Genomic DNA, 21,297 nt, shown 5'->3' on the forward strand with positions numbered 1-21,297 from the left:
TTCGCGTTCTGGTGGCTCCCCGGGCTACGCGGCTTCGCGCTGCGGCAACGGGCTACGCGGCTTGCGCTACGGCAAGCTGTGCGGGCTGCGCCGAACCGAGCTTCGACCTCGACCGCGCGATCCAACCATCGGAAACCGCCATTCCGGGCTCGGCCACTCGGACCCGCAGGCACCGTCGCGGCCACCCTCGGGATCCACGTACATGCGTGCACCCTCGGATGGCATGGCACGCACATGCCGGACACCTGGGACGTGAGCCAGACGTGAGCCATTGGGACGGACATTTACTGAGCTGCGCTATCGTCTCCTTCCGTGTCCGCAATGAGTTCGTTCGTCGTCGCGCTCGACGTCGGTGGCACGTCCATGAAGGGCGGCCTGGTCAGCGAGTCCGGCGCGGTGCTGCTGAGCGAGCGGCGCCCCACCCCCCGGACGGAGGGCCCTGAGGCGGTCGTCACCGCCATCTCCGACTTCATCGGCCACCTCGCCGACTCGGGCGACGGCATCCCCGCCGGAGTCGGGCTCGCCGTGCCCGGCCTGGTGTCGGAGAACGCCGCCCTGTACGCGGCCAACCTGGGCTGGCGCGACGTCCCCGCCACCGACTTCACCACCCTGGACATCCCGGTGATGCTCGGCCACGACGTACGCACCGGCGGACTCGCGGAAAGCATTCTCGGTGCGGGCCGCGGACTGTCCGACTTCCTCTTCCTGCCCATCGGCACGGGCATCGCCGGCGCCACGATCATCAACGGCGAACCGTACGGCGGGTCCTCGGGCTGGGCCGGCGAAATCGGCCACACTCCCGTCTTCCCGGACGGGGAAGAGTGCGCGTGCGGCCAGTTCGGCTGCCTGGAGACGTACGCGTCGGCGGCCTCGGTCGGCCGCCGCTACAGCCAGCGAGCCGGGCTGGAAGGCGTGAAGGCCGAAGAGGTGGTCTCCTCGGACGACCCGATCGCCATAGAGGTCTGGGACGAGGCCGTGGAGGCCCTGTCGCTCGCCCTCGCCACGTACACGCTGCTGCTGGACCCGTCCGTCATCGTCTTGGGCGGCGGCCTCGCCGAAGCCGGGCCGGCCCTCTTCGACCCGGTACGCACCCGCCTCGTCAAACGCCTCGCCTTCCGCGACGCACCCCCGCTGATCCCCGCCGCCCTCGGGGTGGACGCCGGCATGCTGGGAGCGGCCCTGCTGGGCTGGCGAGCGGCGGGCCGGCCTGAACTGGGGCCCGGGTGGGCGGTGGATGTGCGACCGGGGCCGTTGGTGTCGTAAGGTGTAGTGCCGATCAGGGGCGGTTAGCTCAGCGGTAGAGCACTCGCCTTACAAGCGAGGGGTCACTGGTTCGAACCCAGTACCGCCCACCTGCGTAAACATTTTTCTCTGATCTTGAAAACGGCGACTGAGTGACTAAGTGAGTGACTAACTCCCGAAGATCTTGTCCATCGCCGCAGCTCCCTGCATGATCACGGGCCGGATCTGGTGCCGGTAGGCCGTCTCGGTGACCACCGTGTTGGAGTGCCCGACCAGGCGCGAGATGTCCTCGATGTGGACGTCGGAGTCTGACAGTACGGACACAAAGCTGTGCCGCAGCTCGCGAGGCGACCACTCCCGCCCGGTGAGCCCCGCCGCCTCCCCCACCTTCCGGAAGTCGCGCCGTACGTTGTGGGCCGTGACGGGCGTTCCCGTCCGCGTGCAGAACACGAGATCCGTGTCCTCCACCGGTCCCCCGCCTTCTCTTGAGCGATCTCTTGGGCTTCCTTGAGCAGGCGTAGCGCCTCCACGCAGACGATGTAGGCCCGCATGCGCTCGCCGCTCTTCTCTGCCTGTGTGAGGACGGCGAGAGCTTGAGCCAACGTCAGCGCCTTGGAAGGACGACCGGCGCGTCCCTCCGGGACGTCGCAGAGGTCCACGATGTTCCGCTTGACCTTGTCGCGGCGCATCGCGCTCTTGACCGCCCGGTTGAGGATGCCGTGGATCAGCTTGAGTGACCGGGTGCCCAGTTCACTTGTCTTGCTGGCCAGCCACTTGTCGACGTCTTCCACGGACAGATCCCGCAGCTTGCGGGCACCGAGGGCGGGGATCACGTGCGTATCGGCGTAGGTGTTGTACATCTTGACGGTTGCGGAGGAACGCCCGCCGAGGCCGTGCTGAAGCCAGTAACGGACGGCGTCGGCCACCGTGTAGTTGGTGGGCGCGATGGCCAGGCCGTCCTCGTGGTCGCGGACGATCTCTTTGAGCTTGGCCTTGGCTTCTGTCTTAGTCTTGCCGCTGGCCTTCTTGACGATGCGCTTGCCAGCCGGTATCCCCCGGCGGCGCGCTGCTCAGCGAACCCGAACTCGTCAGGAAGTATGACGTCTCCCGCCCCACCGTCCGCAAGGCCATCGACACCCTCGTCTCCGAAGGACTGGCCTACGTCATGCGCGGACGCGGCTCCTTCGTCCGCCCCATGCCCGAACGCCGCACCATCCTCATCACGGACCACGACCGGCCCGACCTCGCCGCCCCCGGCAACCACCTCGACGTCCAAGCATTCGGCTGGGACCTCGCCCAACGCGACCGTGATGTCCCGCTCTTCACCGGCGAGAAGACCACCGCCAATCGCGACATCGCGATCATGCTCAGCGTCCGCCCCGGCCACCCAGTCATCCGCCGCCGCAGCATGTGGCACCGAGGCCACACCGCCGCCATCCACGGCGCATCAGCCCGTCTGGAGATCAACTCCTACACCAACGCCGACCTGCTCCCCGACTGGGACGACCCCAAGCGCAACGCCCAGTACCGCAAGCGCGCTGGTCTCTTCTACCAGTCACTCATCCGCGAACACGGCCCCGTCCGCTGGATGACCCTCACCACCGCCCGCATCGCCTACGAAGGCGAACGCGCCGCGCTCGGCATGGACTACGCCGAAGCCGTCCTCATCATCCGCCGCACCCTCCCCTTTGCCGCGCAGGCGATTGGCACCACGGAACGCTCGCGCAGGAAAACCGCACGGCAATACGCAGGAGTCACTGGTGGTCGGGTGAGCCCTGTCGTCGGGAGAGGGCCAGTCTGCGTCGCTCTCGGTCGATTTCGGTGACGACGACCGTGACCTCATCGCCGACTGGGACGACATCCGACGGAGCTTCCACGGGCGTCCATGTGAGCTCTCGTAGGTGGACGAGTCCTTCGACTCCGTCGGCGACCTGAACGAAGACGCCGAACGGGACCAGCTTGGTGACCTGTCCATGTAGTTTTTGGCCCACCGCATTGCCGTCGGCGAACGCTTGGAAGGGGTCCGGCTGCATCGCTCGCAAGGACAGTCTGGCCTCTAGGTTCCATGTGTCGAACTGGAGGAACTCACATGAAACGCGCTGCCCGACCTGAACGACATCCGAAGCTGCTTCGAAGCGCCGCCAGGACAGCTCGGGGATCGTGATGAATCCGACGCCGGGGAAGACCGGGTGGTCGGGGCCGTCGTCCAGCGCCACGAACACGCCGAACCGTTCGATCGCTGTGACGGTGCCGGAAAGGGCCTCGCCGCATTGCAGTGATTCCAGGAACGCCCAGAGTTCTGGGTTCTCAGACGGTCCGCCCATGCCAATCATGCCGCCCAGCCTTTCATGAGGAGCTGTGCTCTGGCCGGGGTGTGCTCACGAGGCGGTCTTGAAGAGGCGTGCGCCCCACCGAACGAACCACGCGGTCACAGCACTAGACGGCGATGCGGCTCGTTGAACAGGAATGTCTGAACAGGAAACTGGCTCAGAGTTTCTTCACTGAGTCAAGGCGACGGCGCTCCGCGCCGCGCGCACGGCCCCGCGCCCGCCTGCCGTCCCGGGCATGCGGCCTGGGGGCCGGTCCCGGGCGGCAGGGGCTCGGGCCGTACCACCGCACGGCCGCCGCGCCGCCGTACACACCCCGTGGCCGACCTCCGCACCGCCGCCGCTCCGCCGCCGGCCCCCACCGCTTCGCGGCCCTCCGGGTGCTTCGCATGGGCGCCGGCCGCTCCGCTCACATAAGACGGGACGGCTCTTCAAGCCTTATGCCTCCGGCGGGAGCGCCCCGGCACCGAGGTGATCACCTCGCACACCATCGACTCAGGCAAGCCCAGCAGCCCGGCTCCTCCGCATCAAGCCCGGCTCTGACCGCAGGACAACACATGACCGAGGAACGGCGACCGGCCGACGTACACGCGAAGCCGGGCTTGACACTCCGTCCCCGGCCCGCTGCCGCTACGCGGTGAGTCGACGGCGTACGAGGAGATAGGGGATGAACGGGGGTCGAAGAGTGAGCGTGTTGACGTCCACCTACGTTGCTTCTCAGCAAAAAGTCACTGGTTTTCTCGGGTTTCCCTTGCATTTGCAAGGTATGCATTTGCAGAGTGTGCGTTTACTGAATCCAACTGAGTCCATTCGACTCGGAAATGGCTTCGCTGGTTCAATTTGGATCATGTTGCACCGTTTTGGATCAACCAAGAGTGTGGCGGGCTCCGAGGCATGTAAGTGCTGCTCGGAGCCCTATCGGGCGATTAAGACCCTGTGGCTTGGGCGCTTATTACTGGCGGCGATGGGAAATTATGTGCCTAATAGCTTGATTTGGCACGCGTGTTGAGAAGGATCGCTCTACGATCTGAAATCACCATCCGGGTCCCCTGGTAGAGTTCCCCGGACGGTGACTTGACGCCCACTCGCAGAGGAGTTAGGCCGTGGAAAAGTTACCGCCTGAACGGCATCCGCTCATGGCAGTGCTAATCGTCGCTGCCTTGATCGTTATTCTCGTGCTTCTCGGGAGACAGGCCGCTGAGGTGCAGCAGATGGTCAATGCGCTGACAGCTGTGCTTGTCCTCTACGTCGGTAGAGAACGAGGGATGACTGAGTAGCGGCCTGTTGGCCCCGACGCTGCTGCATGTGGTGATGGCAGCCCGGTGGGTCTCGTCCTCCGGGCTGCTGTGGGGGCCGCAGTTCGGTGGCTTATCGGGCGGCTCCGTCCAGCAGGGCTGCCCATAGAGTCCACGCATCGTTGATCGATGTTGGGTGGGTTTCATGGACCACATGCCCGCTGTCGTGCTGGACGGTGCGCCGGATGAGGCCTCTTGACCCGCTGGAGCACAGCTCGTACACGGTGGCCTTGCACGGGCAGGTCCAGGCCAGTGGGCGAAGTCGTTCGAGAGCCCCGCAAGGTGACGCCCACTCTAGGCGTTGATGATCTCTTCTTCGCGTGCGTACGTGGCGGCTCACGCACTCACCGATGACGATGCCGTAGAGGTTCTGAGCTGGTGTCATGGCCGCATCATAAGCCCATCAAGCTATAGTGCGCTATAGCGTACCTAGCGCGCTGTCCATCGCCATGGCGCGTCATGTCTCCCTAGCGTTGCTGCAATGGTGGAGTTGAAGGCGAACCAGCCCAGGTGGCGGCAGGTGCACGCGATCATCGCCGAGCGCATCCGCACGGGCGAGTACAAGGCAGGGGAGCGCATCCCGTCCTTGATCGATCTCATCGAGGAGTTCGGCATCGCCAACGCCACCGGCCAGAAGGTCATGCGCGCCCTTCGCGCGGACGGGCTGATTCGTACGGAGCCCGGGATGGGCAGCTTCGTGACCACGCCCGAAGAGCGCAAGGAGATCGAGGCTGAGCGGGCGAAGCACTCGAAGTCTGAGTGACTAACTGAGTGACAACCGCCGTGGACGGGCATGGATGCTGGTGATTGTCCATGGTATGAAGGTCCAGGTGAGAGGCCGTTCGACCGGCCATCTCACCTGGCTGTGAGGCGACTTACAAGCGAGGGGTCATTGGTTCGAATCAGGTACCGCCCACCTGTTTGAAGAAGGCCATGATCGACGACATGCCTCGAGCAACTCATTGTGGAGTGGGCCGGAGCTGGACATCCACGGAAATCTTCGAACCGCCTTACTCTGAGAGTTGCCGATAGGTGGTCGGCTGTCCTTTCCCGCCCAACTGCTCGACGAGCCCTCTCGACCGCAGCTCGCGTAGCGCTTTGCGGATGTTGGGTGCGGACAGGTTCAGTTCCTGCTTGAGGTCGGCGACGCTCCGTGCTCCGACCGCCAAGGCGTCGTACACGTGTAGCTCCGTCTTGTTCAGGTCCATGGCTGAACGGTCGGCGGGAGCCGCCTGTTGCCGCAGGACGACAGTGAACCGGATGGCGGCGTCGATGTAATGCGCAGGCGGAAGTCCCGCCTCAGCGAGGGCGTTGGCAACGATCGGGATGCCGGTGGCCAGGGCCTCGATCACGCGTCCACCGGTTTCCGGTGTGCGAGCGTGCTGACAGATGGAGACGAGTCGCGCGTTGCGGGCGGAGGTGACCGCGTCGCGTCCGAGTCGATCGACTGTGATGCCATAGAGGCCACCCGGATTGGAGACGATCAATCGATCGCGGCGGAGCCGAACCTCTACCGACATGCCCGCCGACCAGTGATCGAGGTCGCGATGGAGAAGAGCGTTCGCGATGATCTCGCGAAACGCCAGGTATGGATAGGCAGGCTGATCGCGAACAGTTCCGTCCGGCACCGACACGACGCTTGTGTCGAAGGTGCGGCGTGCCCATGCCAGGGCCTCTTCCAACATCCGGGGAATGGCTCCCGTGATCGTCGTCTGATTGCGGGCCCGCGAACCGGAAGGATCAGTCGGCAACGGCTCCGCGGAAGCCTGGATGACGAAGCGTGGAAACCACTCCTGTGGATGAACACCCAGAGCCAGCAGCCCCGCGACGGTCGGGGTGCCGTCGGGCCGAGTCACTCCGGCACGCCGGAGCAGCTCGGCATCGTCAGGGAAACGGCCTAGGCCGTGGGGATCCCGGTCGCGAACCGAACGCAAGAACGCTGTGACGAGGTCGCTGTCCAGGTCCTCGCAGGTGGCGCCTGTCACGGGCTGCCGGTCGAAGAGAGGTGGTTTCCGGGCGGCAAGAAATGCCTGCTCTTCCAAATCCGACAGTGGGAAGTCTCCGTCGTACCCCCGCATGTATGCCGTGCCCGACGCCGTGATCCGACACGGTTTGGCCGACGGATCGCATTCATGCACTCTGGCGACGATGACGGGTGCCCCATCCACCTCCGCGTCGGTGATCGTGAGCTGGATAGGTGGCGAGAACGAGCGGGCCTTGTGAGCGAGGCCCTGTTTGAGAGCCTGTGGGTCTGGTAGCTGTACTGGTCGGAAGCCGGTGGCCTCGTCGAGTCCGAGGATGATCGTGCCACCGCCCGGATGGTTTGCAAGCGCGCTCAGAGTGGAGGCGAGCGACTGCGGCAGCCCTCCCGCCGCCGACTTGACCTCGACATCGTCGTAGTCGCCCCCGGTCGCGCGGAGACGTGCGACCAACTCGTTCACGTGCTGGATCATGAGTAAATGTAACCACGATCTGGTTACATTTACTCGGGTTCTGGTTACATTTCATCCTGGCCCGATCCGGCAGGTCCTGGTCACATGGCTACCCATCGAGGGAGGATGGCGTGCCGGAGCCGGCTGCCTCGCATTGTGTAGCGTCGCCGATCCCCCGACCGAGGTTATGCCGAAGCGCTCGCTTCCCTGATGTCGGCGTCGGCGAGATCGCCAGCCTATTGATCGAGCGTCCTGCCGCCTACGGACCCGGTGGTCGGGACCCAGTAGCGGCGCTTTTGCTCGGTCACGTCGAGCAACTGTCCGCCGTTGATTTCGATGACCCGCTGTGAGGCGATATTGGTCCTGTCGCACATGACCAAAGCCTCGGAGATGCCCAGGGACCGGGCGATCGGCAGTGCCGCGGCGAGCATGGCCGTCGCGTGACCCTGGCGCCGTGCGCTGGGGCGGACGTCATAGCCGATGTGGCCGCCGAACTTCTCCAGTGCCGGGGTGAGCCGGTGACGGATGGCCAATCTTCCCAGGAATTGCTCGCGGTCGACCCACCATAGGGTGGTCATCGGCACGAATCCGGGGCGCACACCCCATGAGTTCCGCTCGTCGACCACGCGCGCGGTATACGCCTCGAAGGCCTCCGGGGCCACCAGAGCCTGCGGGTCGACATCGTCGATGTACCACGGAACCGGATAGTCAGGGTCGACACGGAACTCGGCCACCGCGGCCAGAAACGACGTCCGCAACGTGCCGATCGGATCGATGAACTCTGGCATGGCGACCATGATGCCTGCGAGGGTGGGTGGCACCAAGCCGTTATCGGGCCCAGCGACGGCGCTCCGCGGGCCGTGCGCACGGCCCGCGCCCGCCTGCCGTCCCGGGCATGCGGCCTCGCCATGAGCGTGTTCCGGTTCGACTCGGAGATGCTCGTCACCCCTCACCTGGCCAAGCTGGTGGGACACGACTCCCCGATGCTGCACCTGCGGCGGTACACAGGACGACGGCTTGTTCGACCGCTTCGCTTCTGCGAAAACGTTTGATCTTTGATCTTGAAAACGGCGGCTGAGTGACTAACTCCCGAAGATCTTGTCCATCGCCGCGGCTCACTGCATGATCACGGGCCGGATCTGGTGCCGGTGGACCGTCTCGGTGACCACCATGTTGGAGTGGCCTACAGACACGAGATGTCCTCGATGGGGACACCGGAGTCTGACAGCACGGACACAGTGCTGTGCCGTAGCTCAACTCCTACGGGCCCACCCGGCGAGCCGGGTGGGCCCGTAGGAGGGGCGCCCCAGCGCGGAGATGACAAACGCGATCCCTGACGATCGTCGGTGTCCAGCCAGCCGATCAAGAACAGGGGCCGCGTCGCGTGCCATCGATCCCCGATCGACGTGCTCTACCGCCACCTGGAGCATGTCACCCTCACCGACGCCACCGTTGACCTGCCCGCCCTGGCCGAGGTACTCGACGCGGTCCCGATTCCCGATGCCGCCGCTACCGGCTCGGGCCGCTGCTCGCCTTGGCCCTGCCCGCGGTCGGCGCAGTGCGTGTCACAGGGTCCGGCAGTACTCGGCGTTCACCGCCCTGATGATGATGCCGCCCTGGTCCAGCCAGTCGCTGTTGAGGACGAAGGACATCGCGTGCCGGCCGCCGAGGGTGCCGGACATCCAGGTCTGCCAGCCCTGGATCTCCCCGGCGTGGCCGTACGTGGTCACGCCGCAGGACGTGGTGGCGATCACCACGCCGAGACCGTACCTGAAGGTGTCGCTGCCGGGGAAGGAGCCGGGGGTCGGCGTGAGCATCATCCGCAATAGCCGGGCCGGCAGCAGCCGGCCGGCCAGCAGAGCCGTGTCGAACCGGTTGAGGTCGCCGACCGTGGAGATCATGTCGCCTTCTCCCGCCGCGAAGGACGGGTTGTACGTGGTGACGTCCTCGATCTCCGGCTGCGCTGGGTCGGCCCGGGTGTACCCGCTCATATGCGGGCCCCGGATGCGGGGGGAGCACCCCGGGAAGTAGGTGTCTCGCAGGCCGAGGGGACGGAGGAGGGTACGGGTGATCTCTTGAGCGTAGGAGCGGCCGGTGATCTTCTCGATCACCATGGAGAGCAGGGTGTAGTCGGTGTTGGAGTACGCCCACGACGTGCCGGGCGGGAAGGACAGCGGGTGCTCGGCCGCGAAGCGCACCAGCTCGGCGGGGGTGAAGCAGTGCGTGGGGTCGGACACCACGATCTGCTCGACCCTGGGGTCGAGCGTGTAGTCGTACAGGCCGCTGGTGTGGTTGAGCAGCATGCGGATGGTGATGGTGTCGTCACCGGGCTCCGGGACGACGCCGGGGAGGACGTCCCCGATGGTGTCGTCCAACTCGAGGCGGCCAGCGGCGACCAGGCGCAGGATCACGGTGGCCACGAACGTCTTGGTGACGCTGCCGGCCCGGAACCGCATGTCGGCCCTCGGAGGCCGGCGTGTCCTGATGTCCGCGACGCCGCTGGAGAGGTTGCGGACGGTGCCGTACGTCCGGGACTGGGCGAGGGCGCCGGGAGAACCCTGGCGGACGGCCTCGTCCAGGACGCGCTGGAGGGCGGTGGGCGGGCGGTCTGGCCGCGGGATGGTGCCGGCCCCCTCCGCGGCCCGTACCCCGGCGGTGGCCGGGATGACGACCAGGCCGAGGCCGAGGACGAGGACGGACAGGACGGCGGCCCTTGGGTGCCTGGCTCGGCGCATGGCTGATCCGTTTCGGGTGGCAAAGTCGATTCCCTATCACGTTTAGCACATGGTCCGATTCGGAGAGTGACGTTCGGGCGCGCCGGGAGGGCGTTTCTTGATGGCCGCATGAAACCCGCTGGAATCGCCATCCCGGGTCGCCTATGAGGAGATCTCGTGCTGTGCTCACCTGACGGCGGATATTCCTCCATTCACTCGTAAAACGGCACCATGTCCCTCGATCCGCACTTTTCGCTCAGATATCGGTCGCGACGCCGGAATTTTTACCCTTCCATCACGCTGATCCGACATGGCGTGTGGGAAGAAGAGTGCAGTTCACGGCGCACGCAGAGGGCATTTGCGGCGATATTTCCGGATGTCACGTGGACGAGTCCAGTTCAATCATCACGAGAGATCGATAAATGTCATTTCTTCATGCCAAAGGCCGGAAATCGCTGGCACTTTTCGCCGCGCTCCTGGGCAATGGCGCACTTCTTCTGACCCCCGTGCCGGTGCAGGCCGCCCCGTCGCGGGAGGCGGCAGTGGTCCGCGTGCTCGATCAGAGCGCGTACCCGCTTCGGTCCACGGACCCCAGGAGCGACCTGCGTGATCTGCGACCGCTCGGCCGGATCGTCGGGAACGCCGGAGTGGTCGGGGTGGGCGAGGCCACACACGGCTCGCACGAGTTCTTCACCAATAAGCACCGCATCTTCCGCTTCCTGGTGGAGAACAAGGGCTTCTCCAGCTTCATCCAGGAGGTGGGCTGGGGCAGCGGGCTGCGGCTCAACGACTACGTCCTAAACGGCACCGGCAACCTGCGTCAGATCATGCAGGAGGAGTTCGTCAACGAGTACACGCTCTGGAACAACGAGGAGTACTACGACCTCCTGCAGTGGATGCGCGCCTACAACAGCACCCACCGCGACAAGCTGCAGTACGTGGGCGACGACGTCGTCTACTCCCACAGGCGGATCTTCCAGGAGATCTTCTCTTATGTCCGGGAACGCCGCCCCGGCCTGCTGCCCCGGTTCGGGGAGCTGTACCGGGGGCTGATCCCCGTCGGAGACGTGAAGGAGTGGCAGGAGCGCTACGACGCGCAGCCGCTGGCCGTGCGCCAGAGGCTGCTCCGCCAGGCCGAGCAGGCCCTGGCACTGCTGCGGACCCTGCGGCGCGGACCGCACGACCGGGACGCCACCTGGGCGGAGCAGCAGGCGGCGGTCATCGTCCGGATCGCCAGAGTGTCCTCCTCCGACGACCCCCAGGCCATCTCCAACTTCCGGGAGTTGGGCATGGCCGAGAACACCGCCTGGTGGTATCGGAACATGCGCAGCAAGTCCGTGCTGTCCGCGCACAACGCCCACATCGGCTATATCGGCTTCGCCGGCCAGCACGACCTCTACCGGCAGGGCGCCCGGCTGCGTGACATGCTCGGCGACCGCTACACGAACTTCGGGCTGACCTTCTACCAGGGCTCGTTCAACGCCTGGCCGACGGAGTCAGGCCTGGAGGGACCGCTGCAGGAGTTCACTGTCGGCCCGCCGCCGCGGGGCAACAGCGAGACCGTGCTCGACCGGGTGCGCTACCGCGACTTCTACTTCGACATGCGTGCCATCGGGCAGCCGGCCCGCGACTGGCTGAACGAGGAGCGTCCGGTCCGCAACATCGGTGGGGCGTACCCGGAGGAGGACGATGTGCTCGCGCTGCGGCAGGCGTACGACAACCTGATCCACCTGCACCGGGTCACGGCGTCACACCTGCTGCCGCCGGCCGGGGACACGGTCCGCGGTGGCGCTTCACCGTGACGATGTCGCCTTCGCCCGGGGAGGCCGCTCTCGAAGGCGTCGCCGTCCAGGCGGGCGAACAGTCGTCCCAGGGCGCTGGCGGCCAGGCGCGCTTTGCCGGGCAGGCCGGCGCGGGCGCGCAGGTCGGGGTCGTGCCCGGCGATGAATCGGGCGATCTTCGCCGGGGAGGTCGCGCCGCCGAGTACGTCGAGCAGGGACAGCGCCGGCAGGGGGCCGAGCCGGTAGCGGCGTCCCCGGCGGCTGCGCGGGTCGGGCGCCGCGTCCAGGACCTCGGCCAGGGCGGGCAGATCGAGCGGCTCGGCGGGCAGGTCGGCGACGGTGACGTGCTCCAAGTGGAGGGAGAGCACGTCGATCGGGGATGATGGCACACGAACGCGGCCCTTGTTCTTGATCGACTGGCTAGACACCGGCGATCATCAGGGGTCGCGTTCGTCATGTGCACCCCGGGGTGCCCTCAACGCCTGCCTCATCGAGCCGGCGAGCGTCCGTCAACCGGGAACGCAACGGGCTTGACCGGCGGTGAGTGAGAGAATTCCGCAGGTCGTCGGTGTTGGCGTAGTGCACAAGATCCGCCACCATATGTCTTCGGTGTCTTTCCCCTTGAAGGGTGGTTCCGGCCAGGTGCGCTCTTTTCTTGATGCTGCGCGGCCCTGTGCCCTTGTATGCGACGAGCTCCGTCTCCATGAGCACGTCGATGACCTTCCACGCGGCGCCGACAACGAGCGGGGTCAGGTCCGGCTTCGTCGGGAATCCGCCAACAGAGGCTTGCGCGGCGAATCGTCCCTGACGTCACGTCAGCGTGCCCGTGCGCAGGTCTAGGATGTGCGTGCCGCTCGGCTCGGGTACAGCGGGCGCAAGTGTGTCGAGGATGTACCGCTCGTAATCCGTGGCTTCGGCGAACGCTGCGACGGGAACCTCGTCTGTTACCTCTCCGGTCTCCTGCGGGCGAGGGGAGGAGCATAAGCAGATCATTCACCGGCTGCGACCCGTTGCACATAACTCCGCCGCACTCGTCGCCGGCCTCATCGTTGGGTCCTCGCCTTAGGTCATGTGGTAGCGGAGCTTATCCTCGAGATCGTGTTCTCCCTATTCGTAGCAGGGAAACATCTGCTGTCCTTGGGCGGCCAACACGGAAATGCTCACCTGCGTGGGCACATCGCCGCACTGCTGCCTGGCGTCCCCTATGAACAGCAGCCGTACCATGCCATCCGAGAACACGGTCATTTACCGCGACGGGACTCCCGGCTGCCGGTCGGCGGCCGCGGCGAGTTTGCCCCCAGGTGCCGGGATACTCGCGTTGGGCGGTCGGCCGGATGATTCCCTCCCGGCACGCCGAGGATCTGGTGCTTGCCACCTGGGCGCTGGTGACCGAGTTCGGCGCGGTCACCAAGGCGCTGGTGTGGGACGGCGAAGGCGGCGTCGGCAAGTGGCGGCTCGGTCGCCCGCCGGTGCTGTCGGCACGGTTCAACGAGCTGCGTGGGCTGCCGGCCACCAAAGTGATCGTCCTGCCGCCGCGGGAGCCGGAGGGTCCGAGAGCGAGCCATCGACGACGGCGACCTGCCTCCGGAGACCGATCCGGGGCTGCTGGCCCGCTACGTCACCACCTTGGCCGTCGGCATCGCCGTGCAAGCCGCGAGCGGTGTCGGGCGCGACGAACTCCAGGAGATGGCCGACGCCGCTCTGCGCCACTGGCCGCTCTCGGATCGATCCTCAGCTGCGGGAGCGTCCGACCTGGAGCACCTCAAGGGCCTTGCTCAGGGCAGGGGCCGGCGCGAGATCGCAGGCAGCTCGGATCGCGCCCGACAGAAAGGTGATCCAGACGTCGGCCAGCGCCTCGATCTCGCAGGGACGGCCGCTACTTAGCCAGTGGAAAGCGGTTTCGTCACAGGCGGCGGAGAATCCGCGCAAGGGCAACTGGAGCGCCGGCTCGTCCGCGTTGAGGCCGAGCAGTTCGCAGATCGCGCGGATTCCCTCGCGGCGCGTCGCCTCGAAGGCCTCCCAGGCCAGGCCGGTGGCCTCCGTGCGGCGAAGGATCAGGTTGCGGGCGGCGTTCTCGTGCTCGGCCAGGAATTCCAGATGGGCGACGAGATGGCGGCGGAGACGTTCGACGACGGGCCCATCGGAGGTGAGCTTCGCGGCGGCGCGGAGCCGGCGGTCGATCTCGCGGACGGCCTCCGCGTAGAGGCTCTCCTTGCCGTTGAAGTGGTGGGACAGAAGTCCGTGGGCGACCCCGGCCGAACGGGCGATGTCCCCGACGGTGACGTCCGCGTAGGGGCGCTGCGAGAAGTTCTCCAGTGCGGCGTTCAGCAGCTTCTGGCGCGTCTCCTGGGCGGCCAGCTGCCGCCGGGTCGGTGCCTTGCCTGTGACGGACCGGGTCACGTCTGATCCTTCCCAACGATGCCTGCATGCCCTGTCCTCAGCGTATCTGGATCATGTCGCGGATGGACTTGATTGACTGTAGTTCAATGACTTACATTCAATCACAGACGCACCGCGAGAAAGGATCGCAGCATGGCTCTCAACCTGCCGCTCCCTGACAGGGATGACCCTGTCTGGACGGCCGCCAACGGCTTCGTCGTCCGTAAGGACGGAGGCGTCATCCGGCTCACCGGACATGAGACGTTCGCGGTGAAGGTCACTGGAGAACAGACCGACGGCGCCTTCGCCTTCATGGACGGCCTCATCGAGCCCGACCATGGCAACCAACCGCACATCCACTCCAAGGAGGACGAAGCGTTCTACGTCGTCTCCGGAGACTTCACGTTCATCAACGGGAACGAGAAGATCGCGGCCGGCCCCGGCGATTTCGTGTACATCCCCAAGGGCACGCGCCACGGCTTCAAGAACTCCGGCACGGAGCCGGCCAGGCTCCTCGTCTTCTACACGCCCGCCGGGCCGGAGTCCTTCTTCCTGAAGTACGGCGAGACGGACCGGGCTCCAGAGCCTTGGCCGGATGAGAAGTTCAACGAGTTGGTGGACATCCTGGGCGCCCACAACATGGTGCTACTTCCAGGTGACCACGACTGGGACTGAGCCGCGCCAGGCGCTCCGGCTTCCACCGGCCACAGGCGTCACCAGGCCGAACGGACCGTGAAGGTCGCGCACACGCTTAAGCAGGGACATGTCGCCCGACTCTTCGGCGAATGACAGCCTTCGCACCTGGCTGGTGTGAGACAGGAAAGGAGCTCGCCATGGGGCGAGTAGGAGGAAAGACGGCACTGGTCACCGGCGGCGCGATGGGGATGGGCAGCGCCACCGTCCGGAGGCTCGTCGCCGAGGGCGCGAACGTGGTCATCGCCGACGTGAACGTCGCCACGGCGGAGGCCCTCGCCGACGAACTCGGACCCGATGCCATCGTCGAGAAGCTCGACGTCCGGTCCGCGGAAGAGTGGGCCCGGGTCGTCGAGCGGACCGAAACGCGGTTCGGCTCCGTCGACATCCTGGTCAACAACGCGGGCATCGCGGATCCGGCTCCTCTGGGGCAATGGGACACCGCGCGGCTGCAACGCACGTTGGACGTGAACCTGATCGGCGTCTTCAACGGCATCCAGGCCGTGGTCCCGGCGATGAAGCGGGCCGGCGGTGGATCGATCGTCAACATCGGTTCCGTCGGAGCGTTGCAGGGGGTGCCCAGGATGTCCGGCTACGTCGTCTCCAAGTGGGCGGTCCGCGGCCTGACCAAGGCAGCCGCGCTGGAGTTGGGCGCGTACGGGATTCGAGTGAATGCCGTCCACCCCGGTCAGATCAACACCCCGATGACCGCCGGCGTCACTTTCGACACCAGCAACATCGCACTGGGCCGGGTCGGCGAGCCGGATGACATCGCCGGGATCGTGCTCTTCTTCGCCGGCGACGACGCCCGGTTCGTCACCGGCAGCGAGGTCGCCGGCGACGGCGGACAGATCGCCGGCCAGGCCGACTACCAGGGCCTGCCCCGGTAGCGCGCAAAGCCTCGCGGCACGGGACCACCGACGCATTGCTCCATCCCCCAGCTCGCCATCGGGGGTGGTTTGCGCCGGCGATCATCGCGAGGGGGGAGTGGGTTAGCGGCCCTGGCGGCCCTTGCGGTTGTGGCGAGGGGGTGGGGTGCGGCGGGGGATGGGCTTGCGGGTGGCCTGTTGCGGTTTGGGGGTTTTGGTGTTGGGGGTGGGTGGGGTGCGGCCTCGGGAGCTGTTGGGGGTTCGGCCGCGGACTATGCCGATGAAATCATCCACCTGGTCGGTGGTGGCTTCCGTGGGCCAGGCCAGGGCGATCTGGGATTGGGGGGCGTCCTGGACCGGGCGGTATGTGAGGTCGCGGCGGTGGTGGAGGCGGGCCAGGGACTGGGGGACCAGGAGGAGGCCGGTGCCGGAGGCCACGAGTTCGACGGCGTTGGCGGTGGTGGGTGGGCGGGTGAAGGCGGGGCGGCCGGGGTGGGAGGGCCAGTCGAGGGTGTCGTCCAGGGGGTGGAAGATGTCTTCGTCGGTCAGGTCGGCGAGGGTGAGCTCGTCGACGGCGGCGATCGCGTGGTCCTTGGGGACGACGACCACCGTGGTCTCCACGTACAGGGGGATGACGCTCAGGCCGTCGCGGTCGATCGGGAGCCGGACGAAAGCGGCGTCGGCGGCGCCGTCGCGCAGGAGGGGCACCAGGTCGGCGGCGGGCACCGTGGTCAGGGTGATGGGGATGTCGGGTATCCGCTCGGTCCAGACGTTGACCCATTTCGCGGGGGTCACCCCGGGCGCGTAGGCCAGGCGGAACTCGGTGCCGCTCTCCCCATCAGTCATGGGCTCAGGGTATCGATGTCATGAAACCCGTTCTGACTGGCTACCCTCGACGCCATGACCTCGTCCAAGCCGAAGACCGTCCAGACGATGAAGCCCGAGACCGCGGCCAAGAAGCTGGGGGTGCTGCTGGCCGCCACTCCCGAGGAGTTCCGGGCGGGTGTCGTCTCCAGGGACGAGCTGAACGCGTTGCAGTCGGCGCCCCCCGCCTGGCTCGCCGACCTGCGCCGCAACGGCCCGCACCCCAGGCAGGTCGTCGCCGCGAAGCTGGGTGTCTCCATCTCCGGCCTGGCGCGGGCCGGCATCACCGAGCCGCTCACCACCGCCGAGATCGAGCAGTTGAAGGCGGAGAACCCGGAGTGGCTGGAGCGTGAGCGGGGCATCCAGGCCGAGGCCCGCAGGGAAGTCGCCCGCCTCAAGCAGCGCTAGGTCTGCCCCAGGTCTGCGCAAGATCTTTCCGGCGGTGCCGCTTGCCGAGGGTTGGCCGAGCAGGGCCCGCAGTCGAGGGCCAGGGCCTGCTCCACGGTGTGGAGCACGGGATCGCTCGCCGAGCCGCCCGCCGTTGGTGGGCGTTCTGTCGGCGGCGTCGCGGTGGCTCAGTCGTGCGGGTGCACGGTGAGGAACGGGCCGTGGCCCTGGGTGCCGTCCGGCTTTGACCAGACGCCGGAGACGTGGCCGGTCGCTTCCGGCGGGAGGGGGACGGCGTGGAGGACACGGCGCAGGCGGAGGATCGTGCCGGGCGGGCCGGGCAGCACGGTGCCCTCCGCGTCGTCCGTGGTGCCGCTCGCCGATGCTTCTGTCGTGGTGCCGCTCGCCGGGGTCTGTGCCGTGGTGATGCTCGCCTGAGCTGCTGTCGAGGTGACGGTGCAGGAGCGGGTGACATGGGGGGCGGGGGCGTCGGTGGTGTTCTGGTCCTGGGGTTGGGCGCGGCCTTCGACCAGGGCCGTTAGTTCGGCGATCAGCACGGGGTCGTGGCAGCCGTCGTAGATCCAGCGCCGGCCCAGCACCCCGTGCTCGGCGGTGCCGATGAGCGCGTGGCCGGCCTCGTCGAGTGGAGCCCCGCGGTACGTGAGCGGCACCAGGTACGCCGTCGCCCGCCCGCCCGAGATGTCGTTGACCACCATGAACTCGATGCCGACCGCGCCCTCGGGGTCGTCGAGCCGGAAGCCGCCCCCCTTGGCCAGCTCGGGCCCGGCCGGGCCGCCGCGGTACCACGGCCGGGTGGGGAGCCAGGCGGTGAGCAGCTCCAGCTTGGTCGGGGTGAGAGTGGTGTGGTGGATGACGGCCATGCCGGAGGCCTCTTTCGTCGTTCGGGCAGGGACCTCCGGATTGTACGGACGGTGGGGGCGTCAGGCCGTGACGGGGGGCGTCAGTCTGGTCGTGAGGTAGGCGTCAGGTCATGACGGGGGTGCCGTTGGCGGTGACGTTTCTGAGCCGAGGTTCTCGACGTTCTCGACTGACGTTCGCGGTGGCGGTGGTGCCGAAGTCCACGTCGGTGAGGGTGATGTCGCGGATCGGTGCCTCCGGGTAGCCGCGCATGTTGAGTGCGCGCTTGGCGGTCCGTACGGTCACACTCCCTACCGGCTCGGAACATCCGGAGCATAAGCCAACCCGTTGCAGCGATCTAGGCGCATGCCGTACATCCACCCAGGAAACGGCCTGGCAACCGGTTGCAGAATCGTCACCCGCCCACGCCCGCCACCGCTAGACCGGGCAGGCCGTCGAGGTGCCCGAGCGGATCGAGTACAGGTACACCTGCCGCAGCGCCGGCGGCACCACGCCCCGGCCCGCGCAGAGCACGAAGTCGCCGTTCAGCGCGTGCAGCACGATCTGGCACCCGGGCAGCGGGGCGTTGGCGAAGGAGCCCACGGTCCGGCCGAGGAGCGAGCCGATGAACGGCGCGCACTCGTCGTAGACGATCCTCTTGACCGGGTTGGTGTAGGTGGTGGTGGAGTAGAGCGTGAACTCCCCGGGAGCCGTCGCGGCGGAGGCGGGGACGGCGGTGGTCAGGGTGAGGGCGGTGAGTACGGCGGCGACGGCGGCGGCCGCGCGGCCACGGCGCAGGATGCGTAACATGCTTCTCCTCGGAAAAGGACGGACGCACGCTGGGCACGCCCGCGAAGAGGAACCCCGTTGAGCAGCGCGTCCACCCGAAGTGCCCCAAGACGCGCGCGTGGCCTCATCATGAGCGCGGCGGGCACTTCTGTAAAGCGGCCCCTGTTCCCCTCTTGCCCGAGTGCCTCAGGAGGGCGAGTGTGGAGGTACGCATCCCCGGGGACGGCTGTTCCCCGGCGGAGGGTCCGGCCCGGACAGCGAGATGGGTGGCGGTGGCCGAGAGGCCACCAGACCTGCCGCCGCTTGACGGTGCCTCTGCTGGTCCGGGCCGGATCTCAATCCGTGCGGGTCAGCCCCGGGTCTCCACCCACATGCTGACCGTCGTGTGCGGCGTGATGCCCGTGTAGGACACCGTGCCGACGGGCTGCCACGGGCCCTCGATCGGGATGAGCCCGACCTCCGGCAGGAAGTGGCGCTGCAGGACGCGGATCCGGTGCTCGCCGGTGCCCGAGGTGCACAGGCTGTACGCCCCGCGCGTCTCGGTGGCGAACTGGGCCGTGCATCCGGTGGGTGTCGCGGAGGCGCCGGGGGAGGCCGCGGCGAGCAGGGCGGTGGTCAGGGTGGCCGAGGCGGCGCCGGCCGCCCACCTTCTTCTCGCGTGCATGATGGCTCCTCGTGGGGGGAAAGGGTGGAGCGGGCGAGAATGCTTAGGAAAGTTTCCTAAAAGTGGGCGACGGCGTCAATGGGCTACCAGCGGTCGTGCACCTGCGGGCGGATGAGCTCGTCGTAGACGTCGCGCACCGCGTCGAGCGTGGCGGCGTCCAGCGGCGGCAGCGCGGCGGCGGAGGTGTTGCCGGCGGCCTGGGCCCGGTTGCGCGCGCCGGGGATCACGATCGAGACGCCCTCCTGGTCGAGCACCCAGCGCAGCGCGAACTGGGCCATCGTCATGCCCTCGGGCACCAGCGGGGCCAGGCGGCGCACCGCCTCCAGGCCGGTGGCGAAGTCGACGCCGGAGAAGGTCTCCCCGACGTCGAACGCCTCGCCGTGCCGGTTGTAGGTGCGGTGGTCGTTGTCGGCGAACGTGGTGTTCTCGTCGTACTTGCCCGACAGCAGCCCGCTGGCCAGCGGGACCCGCGCGATGATGCCCACCCCGGCGGCCCGCGCGGCCGGGATGACCTGCTCCAGAGGCTTGAGCCGGAACGCGTTGAGGATGATCTGCACGGTTGCCACGCCGGGGCGGGCGATGGCGGTCAGCGCCTCGTCGCAGGTCTCCACGCTCACGCCGTACGCGGCGATCTTCTTCTCCGACACCAGCGTGTCCAGGGCGTCGTAGACGGCGTCGGAGGAGAACACGGAGCTGGGCGGGCAGTGCAACTGGACCAGGTCGAGCGTGTCCATGCCCAGGTTGCGGCGGGAACGCTCGTTCCACGCGCGGAAGTTCTCCAGCACGTAGTTCTCCGGGACCTGGTCCATCCTGCGGCCCATCTTGGTGGCCACGAAGAGTCCCGGGTGGTCCTTGATGAAGCGGCCGATGATGCGCTCGCTGCGCCCGTCGCCGTACACGTCGGCGGTGTCGATGAGAGTGACGCCTCCGTCCACCGCCGTCTGGATCGTGGCGAGCGCCTCGTCCTCCGTCATCTGGCCCCAGTCGGCGCCAAGCTGCCAGGCGCCGAGGCCGACCACGCCGACCTGGCGTCCGGTACGTCCCAACACGCGCTGTTCCATGGTCGTCACCCTTTCTCGTACGTGAGCAGCACCCAGTGTCGCGGATCGTGGGTGCTGCCCCGTACCCGGGCCGTCCGGGACCCGGTCAGGCGGCCGTCCGGCGGGCCAGGCGGTGATCGTCGAGCGTGCGCGCGATCGTGTGCACGGCCCGGCGCAGCGTGACCCCGTCCAGGTGGCCGAAGCTGAAAGCGATCCCGTTGCGGGGCGGGCGGCCGGGATGGTGGAACGCGGCCAGCTCCGCCACGTGGACCCGGCGGGCCCGCAGCAGCCGGACCACCGACTCGGCCGGGACGGAGGAGGGCAGCAGGAGCGCGGCCGAGGCACCGGAGTGCGTGCCCAGCAGGCGGGTGCCCGGGTACGCCCCGAGTGCCTGGCGGACGAGCGCCCGCTTGGCGCCGTACAGGAGGGAGAGCTGCTCCGCCCGCCTGGCCACGCGGCCCGACGCCAGCAGCTCGGTGAGCGCGAGCTGACATGTGACCGCCGCCCGTTCCCACCCCACGCCCGCGCCCGCCGCCCCCGTGCTCAGGTCCCGCTCCAGCTCTCCGGCCGGTCGGCGCGGCAGCACCGCGAACGACAGCCGCAGCGCCGGCGTGAGGAGGTCGCGGAACGAGCCCGTCATGGCGGTGCACCACGGGTCCCCGAGCGCCAGCACGCTGGGCAGCGGCTCAGGCGCGGTGTCGAACCGGCCGTCGAAGGCCGGCTCCAGCCCCAGCCCGCCGCCGGCGCGGGCCCACGCGGCGAGGGCGCGGCGGCGTTCGAGCGGCATGCGGGTGCCGTACGGGACGCCCCGGTCCGGCAGGACCACCACGATGTCGCAGGAGCGGGGGATCAGGTCGGGGCGGGCGCCCGAGCCGTCGGCGGGAAGGGGCAGCACGGTGCCGAGCCGGGCCAGCTCGCCCCTGAGCCAGGGCGGCGCGGGATCCTCCAGGGCGATGACGGGAG

Annotated in this window: 20 protein-coding genes, 1 tRNA gene and 2 pseudogenes; 9 read left to right on the forward strand and 14 right to left on the reverse strand. The window is 67.7% G+C overall.

The annotated features are described in order from the left end of the window. Positions 1 to 321 precede the first annotated feature (321 nt). A complete protein-coding gene (locus tag ABFX54_RS38960) occupies positions 322 to 1,263 on the forward strand; it encodes an ROK family protein (protein WP_346111839.1) in 942 nt (313 codons plus the stop codon). Positions 1,264 to 1,280: 17 nt separating this feature from the next. After that, a tRNA-Val gene (locus ABFX54_RS38965) sits at positions 1,281 to 1,352 on the forward strand. A gap of 58 nt (positions 1,353 to 1,410) precedes the next feature. Here ABFX54_RS38965 and ABFX54_RS38970 read toward each other — a convergent pair. After that, a complete protein-coding gene (locus ABFX54_RS38970; RefSeq protein ID WP_346111818.1) occupies positions 1,411 to 1,710 on the reverse strand; it encodes a tyrosine-type recombinase/integrase in 300 nt (99 codons plus the stop codon). Between the two features lie 598 nt (positions 1,711 to 2,308). Between ABFX54_RS38970 and ABFX54_RS38975 the strand changes: the two are divergent. After that, positions 2,309 to 2,419, forward strand: a pseudogene (locus tag ABFX54_RS38975) (GntR family transcriptional regulator); the annotation flags it as partial. Between the two features lie 18 nt (positions 2,420 to 2,437). Next, a complete protein-coding gene (locus ABFX54_RS38980; protein ID WP_346111819.1) occupies positions 2,438 to 3,067 on the forward strand; it encodes a hypothetical protein in 630 nt (209 codons plus the stop codon). Here ABFX54_RS38980 and ABFX54_RS38985 read toward each other — a convergent pair. Continuing rightward, positions 2,997 to 3,575 (reverse strand): S1 RNA-binding domain-containing protein, encoded by a 579-nt coding sequence (locus ABFX54_RS38985; protein ID WP_346111820.1) that lies wholly within the window; start codon positions 3,573 to 3,575, stop codon positions 2,997 to 2,999. The genes ABFX54_RS38980 and ABFX54_RS38985 overlap by 71 nt on opposite strands. 1,770 nt (positions 3,576 to 5,345) lie before the next feature. Here ABFX54_RS38985 and ABFX54_RS38990 point away from each other — a divergent pair. Beyond that, complete coding sequence (locus ABFX54_RS38990; protein WP_346111821.1) at positions 5,346 to 5,627, forward strand: GntR family transcriptional regulator; 282 nt, start codon at positions 5,346 to 5,348, stop codon at positions 5,625 to 5,627. Between the two features lie 247 nt (positions 5,628 to 5,874). Here the strand turns inward: ABFX54_RS38990 and ABFX54_RS38995 are convergent, their stop codons facing one another. The 3 genes from ABFX54_RS38995 to ABFX54_RS39005 all read right to left on the reverse strand — a co-directional run bounded on the left by ABFX54_RS38995 (position 5,875) and on the right by ABFX54_RS39005 (position 10,031). Further along, positions 5,875 to 7,305: an ATP-binding protein gene (locus tag ABFX54_RS38995; protein ID WP_346111822.1), complete on the reverse strand. Its 1,431-nt coding sequence runs from the start codon at positions 7,303 to 7,305 to the stop codon at positions 5,875 to 5,877. Between the two features lie 227 nt (positions 7,306 to 7,532). Further along, positions 7,533 to 8,084, reverse strand: a complete 552-nt coding sequence (locus ABFX54_RS39000; RefSeq protein WP_346111824.1) for a GNAT family N-acetyltransferase — start codon at positions 8,082 to 8,084, stop codon at positions 7,533 to 7,535. A gap of 777 nt (positions 8,085 to 8,861) precedes the next feature. Beyond that, positions 8,862 to 10,031, reverse strand: coding sequence for a serine hydrolase domain-containing protein (locus tag ABFX54_RS39005; protein ID WP_346111825.1), 1,170 nt, complete (start codon positions 10,029 to 10,031; stop codon positions 8,862 to 8,864). 485 nt (positions 10,032 to 10,516) lie between these two features. Here ABFX54_RS39005 and ABFX54_RS39010 point away from each other — a divergent pair, with 485 nt between their 5' ends. Further along, positions 10,517 to 11,812, forward strand: coding sequence for an erythromycin esterase family protein (locus ABFX54_RS39010; protein ID WP_346111826.1), 1,296 nt, complete (start codon positions 10,517 to 10,519; stop codon positions 11,810 to 11,812). A gap of 86 nt (positions 11,813 to 11,898) precedes the next feature. Here the strand turns inward: ABFX54_RS39010 and ABFX54_RS57180 are convergent. Then, positions 11,899 to 12,219: pseudogene (locus tag ABFX54_RS57180) on the reverse strand (hypothetical protein); the annotation flags it as partial. 1,303 nt (positions 12,220 to 13,522) lie between these two features. After that, a complete protein-coding gene (locus tag ABFX54_RS39020; protein WP_346111828.1) occupies positions 13,523 to 14,191 on the reverse strand; it encodes a TetR/AcrR family transcriptional regulator in 669 nt (222 codons plus the stop codon). A gap of 132 nt (positions 14,192 to 14,323) precedes the next feature. On the opposite strand from ABFX54_RS39020, the gene ABFX54_RS39025 reads away from it, so the two are divergent. After that, the gene (locus ABFX54_RS39025; protein WP_346111829.1) at positions 14,324 to 14,845 is read left to right on the forward strand and encodes a cupin domain-containing protein; all 522 of its coding nucleotides are present in this window, start codon (positions 14,324 to 14,326) and stop codon (positions 14,843 to 14,845) included. Positions 14,846 to 15,003: 158 nt separating this feature from the next. After that, the gene (locus ABFX54_RS39030; RefSeq protein ID WP_346111830.1) at positions 15,004 to 15,753 is read left to right on the forward strand and encodes an SDR family NAD(P)-dependent oxidoreductase; all 750 of its coding nucleotides are present in this window, start codon (positions 15,004 to 15,006) and stop codon (positions 15,751 to 15,753) included. Between the two features lie 102 nt (positions 15,754 to 15,855). Here ABFX54_RS39030 and ABFX54_RS39035 read toward each other — a convergent pair whose 3' ends face one another. Continuing rightward, entirely contained in the window at positions 15,856 to 16,578 is a 723-nt protein-coding gene (locus tag ABFX54_RS39035; RefSeq protein WP_346111831.1) for a LysR family substrate-binding domain-containing protein, read from the reverse strand. 54 nt (positions 16,579 to 16,632) lie between these two features. On the opposite strand from ABFX54_RS39035, the gene ABFX54_RS39040 reads away from it, so the two are divergent. Continuing rightward, on the forward strand, positions 16,633 to 17,004 hold the full coding sequence (locus ABFX54_RS39040) for a DUF5997 family protein (RefSeq protein WP_346111832.1): 372 nt from the start codon (positions 16,633 to 16,635) through the stop codon (positions 17,002 to 17,004). Positions 17,005 to 17,171: 167 nt separating this feature from the next. On the opposite strand, the gene ABFX54_RS39045 is transcribed toward ABFX54_RS39040, so the two are convergent. From ABFX54_RS39045 to ABFX54_RS39070, 6 genes are all read right to left on the reverse strand, one after another. Continuing rightward, positions 17,172 to 17,864 (reverse strand): maltokinase N-terminal cap-like domain-containing protein, encoded by a 693-nt coding sequence (locus tag ABFX54_RS39045; RefSeq protein ID WP_346111833.1) that lies wholly within the window; start codon positions 17,862 to 17,864, stop codon positions 17,172 to 17,174. A 103-nt stretch (positions 17,865 to 17,967) separates the two neighbouring features. Beyond that, entirely contained in the window at positions 17,968 to 18,147 is a 180-nt protein-coding gene (locus ABFX54_RS39050) for a hypothetical protein (protein WP_346111834.1), read from the reverse strand. A gap of 132 nt (positions 18,148 to 18,279) precedes the next feature. Further along, positions 18,280 to 18,651 carry a hypothetical protein gene (locus tag ABFX54_RS39055; RefSeq protein WP_346111835.1) on the reverse strand — a complete coding sequence of 124 codons (372 nt, stop codon included), beginning with the start codon at positions 18,649 to 18,651 and terminating at the stop codon, positions 18,280 to 18,282. A gap of 328 nt (positions 18,652 to 18,979) precedes the next feature. After that, on the reverse strand, positions 18,980 to 19,294 hold the full coding sequence (locus ABFX54_RS39060) for a hypothetical protein (protein WP_346111836.1): 315 nt from the start codon (positions 19,292 to 19,294) through the stop codon (positions 18,980 to 18,982). A gap of 83 nt (positions 19,295 to 19,377) precedes the next feature. Beyond that, the gene (locus tag ABFX54_RS39065; protein ID WP_346111837.1) at positions 19,378 to 20,355 is read right to left on the reverse strand and encodes an aldo/keto reductase; all 978 of its coding nucleotides are present in this window, start codon (positions 20,353 to 20,355) and stop codon (positions 19,378 to 19,380) included. 85 nt (positions 20,356 to 20,440) lie between these two features. Next, on the reverse strand, positions 20,441 to 21,297 hold an 857-nt coding region (locus tag ABFX54_RS39070; RefSeq protein ID WP_487047328.1), incomplete at its 5' end, for an aminotransferase-like domain-containing protein.

It is taken from the genome of Nonomuraea maheshkhaliensis (assembly GCF_039529435.1).
Taxonomy (GTDB): domain Bacteria; phylum Actinomycetota; class Actinomycetes; order Streptosporangiales; family Streptosporangiaceae; genus Nonomuraea; species Nonomuraea maheshkhaliensis.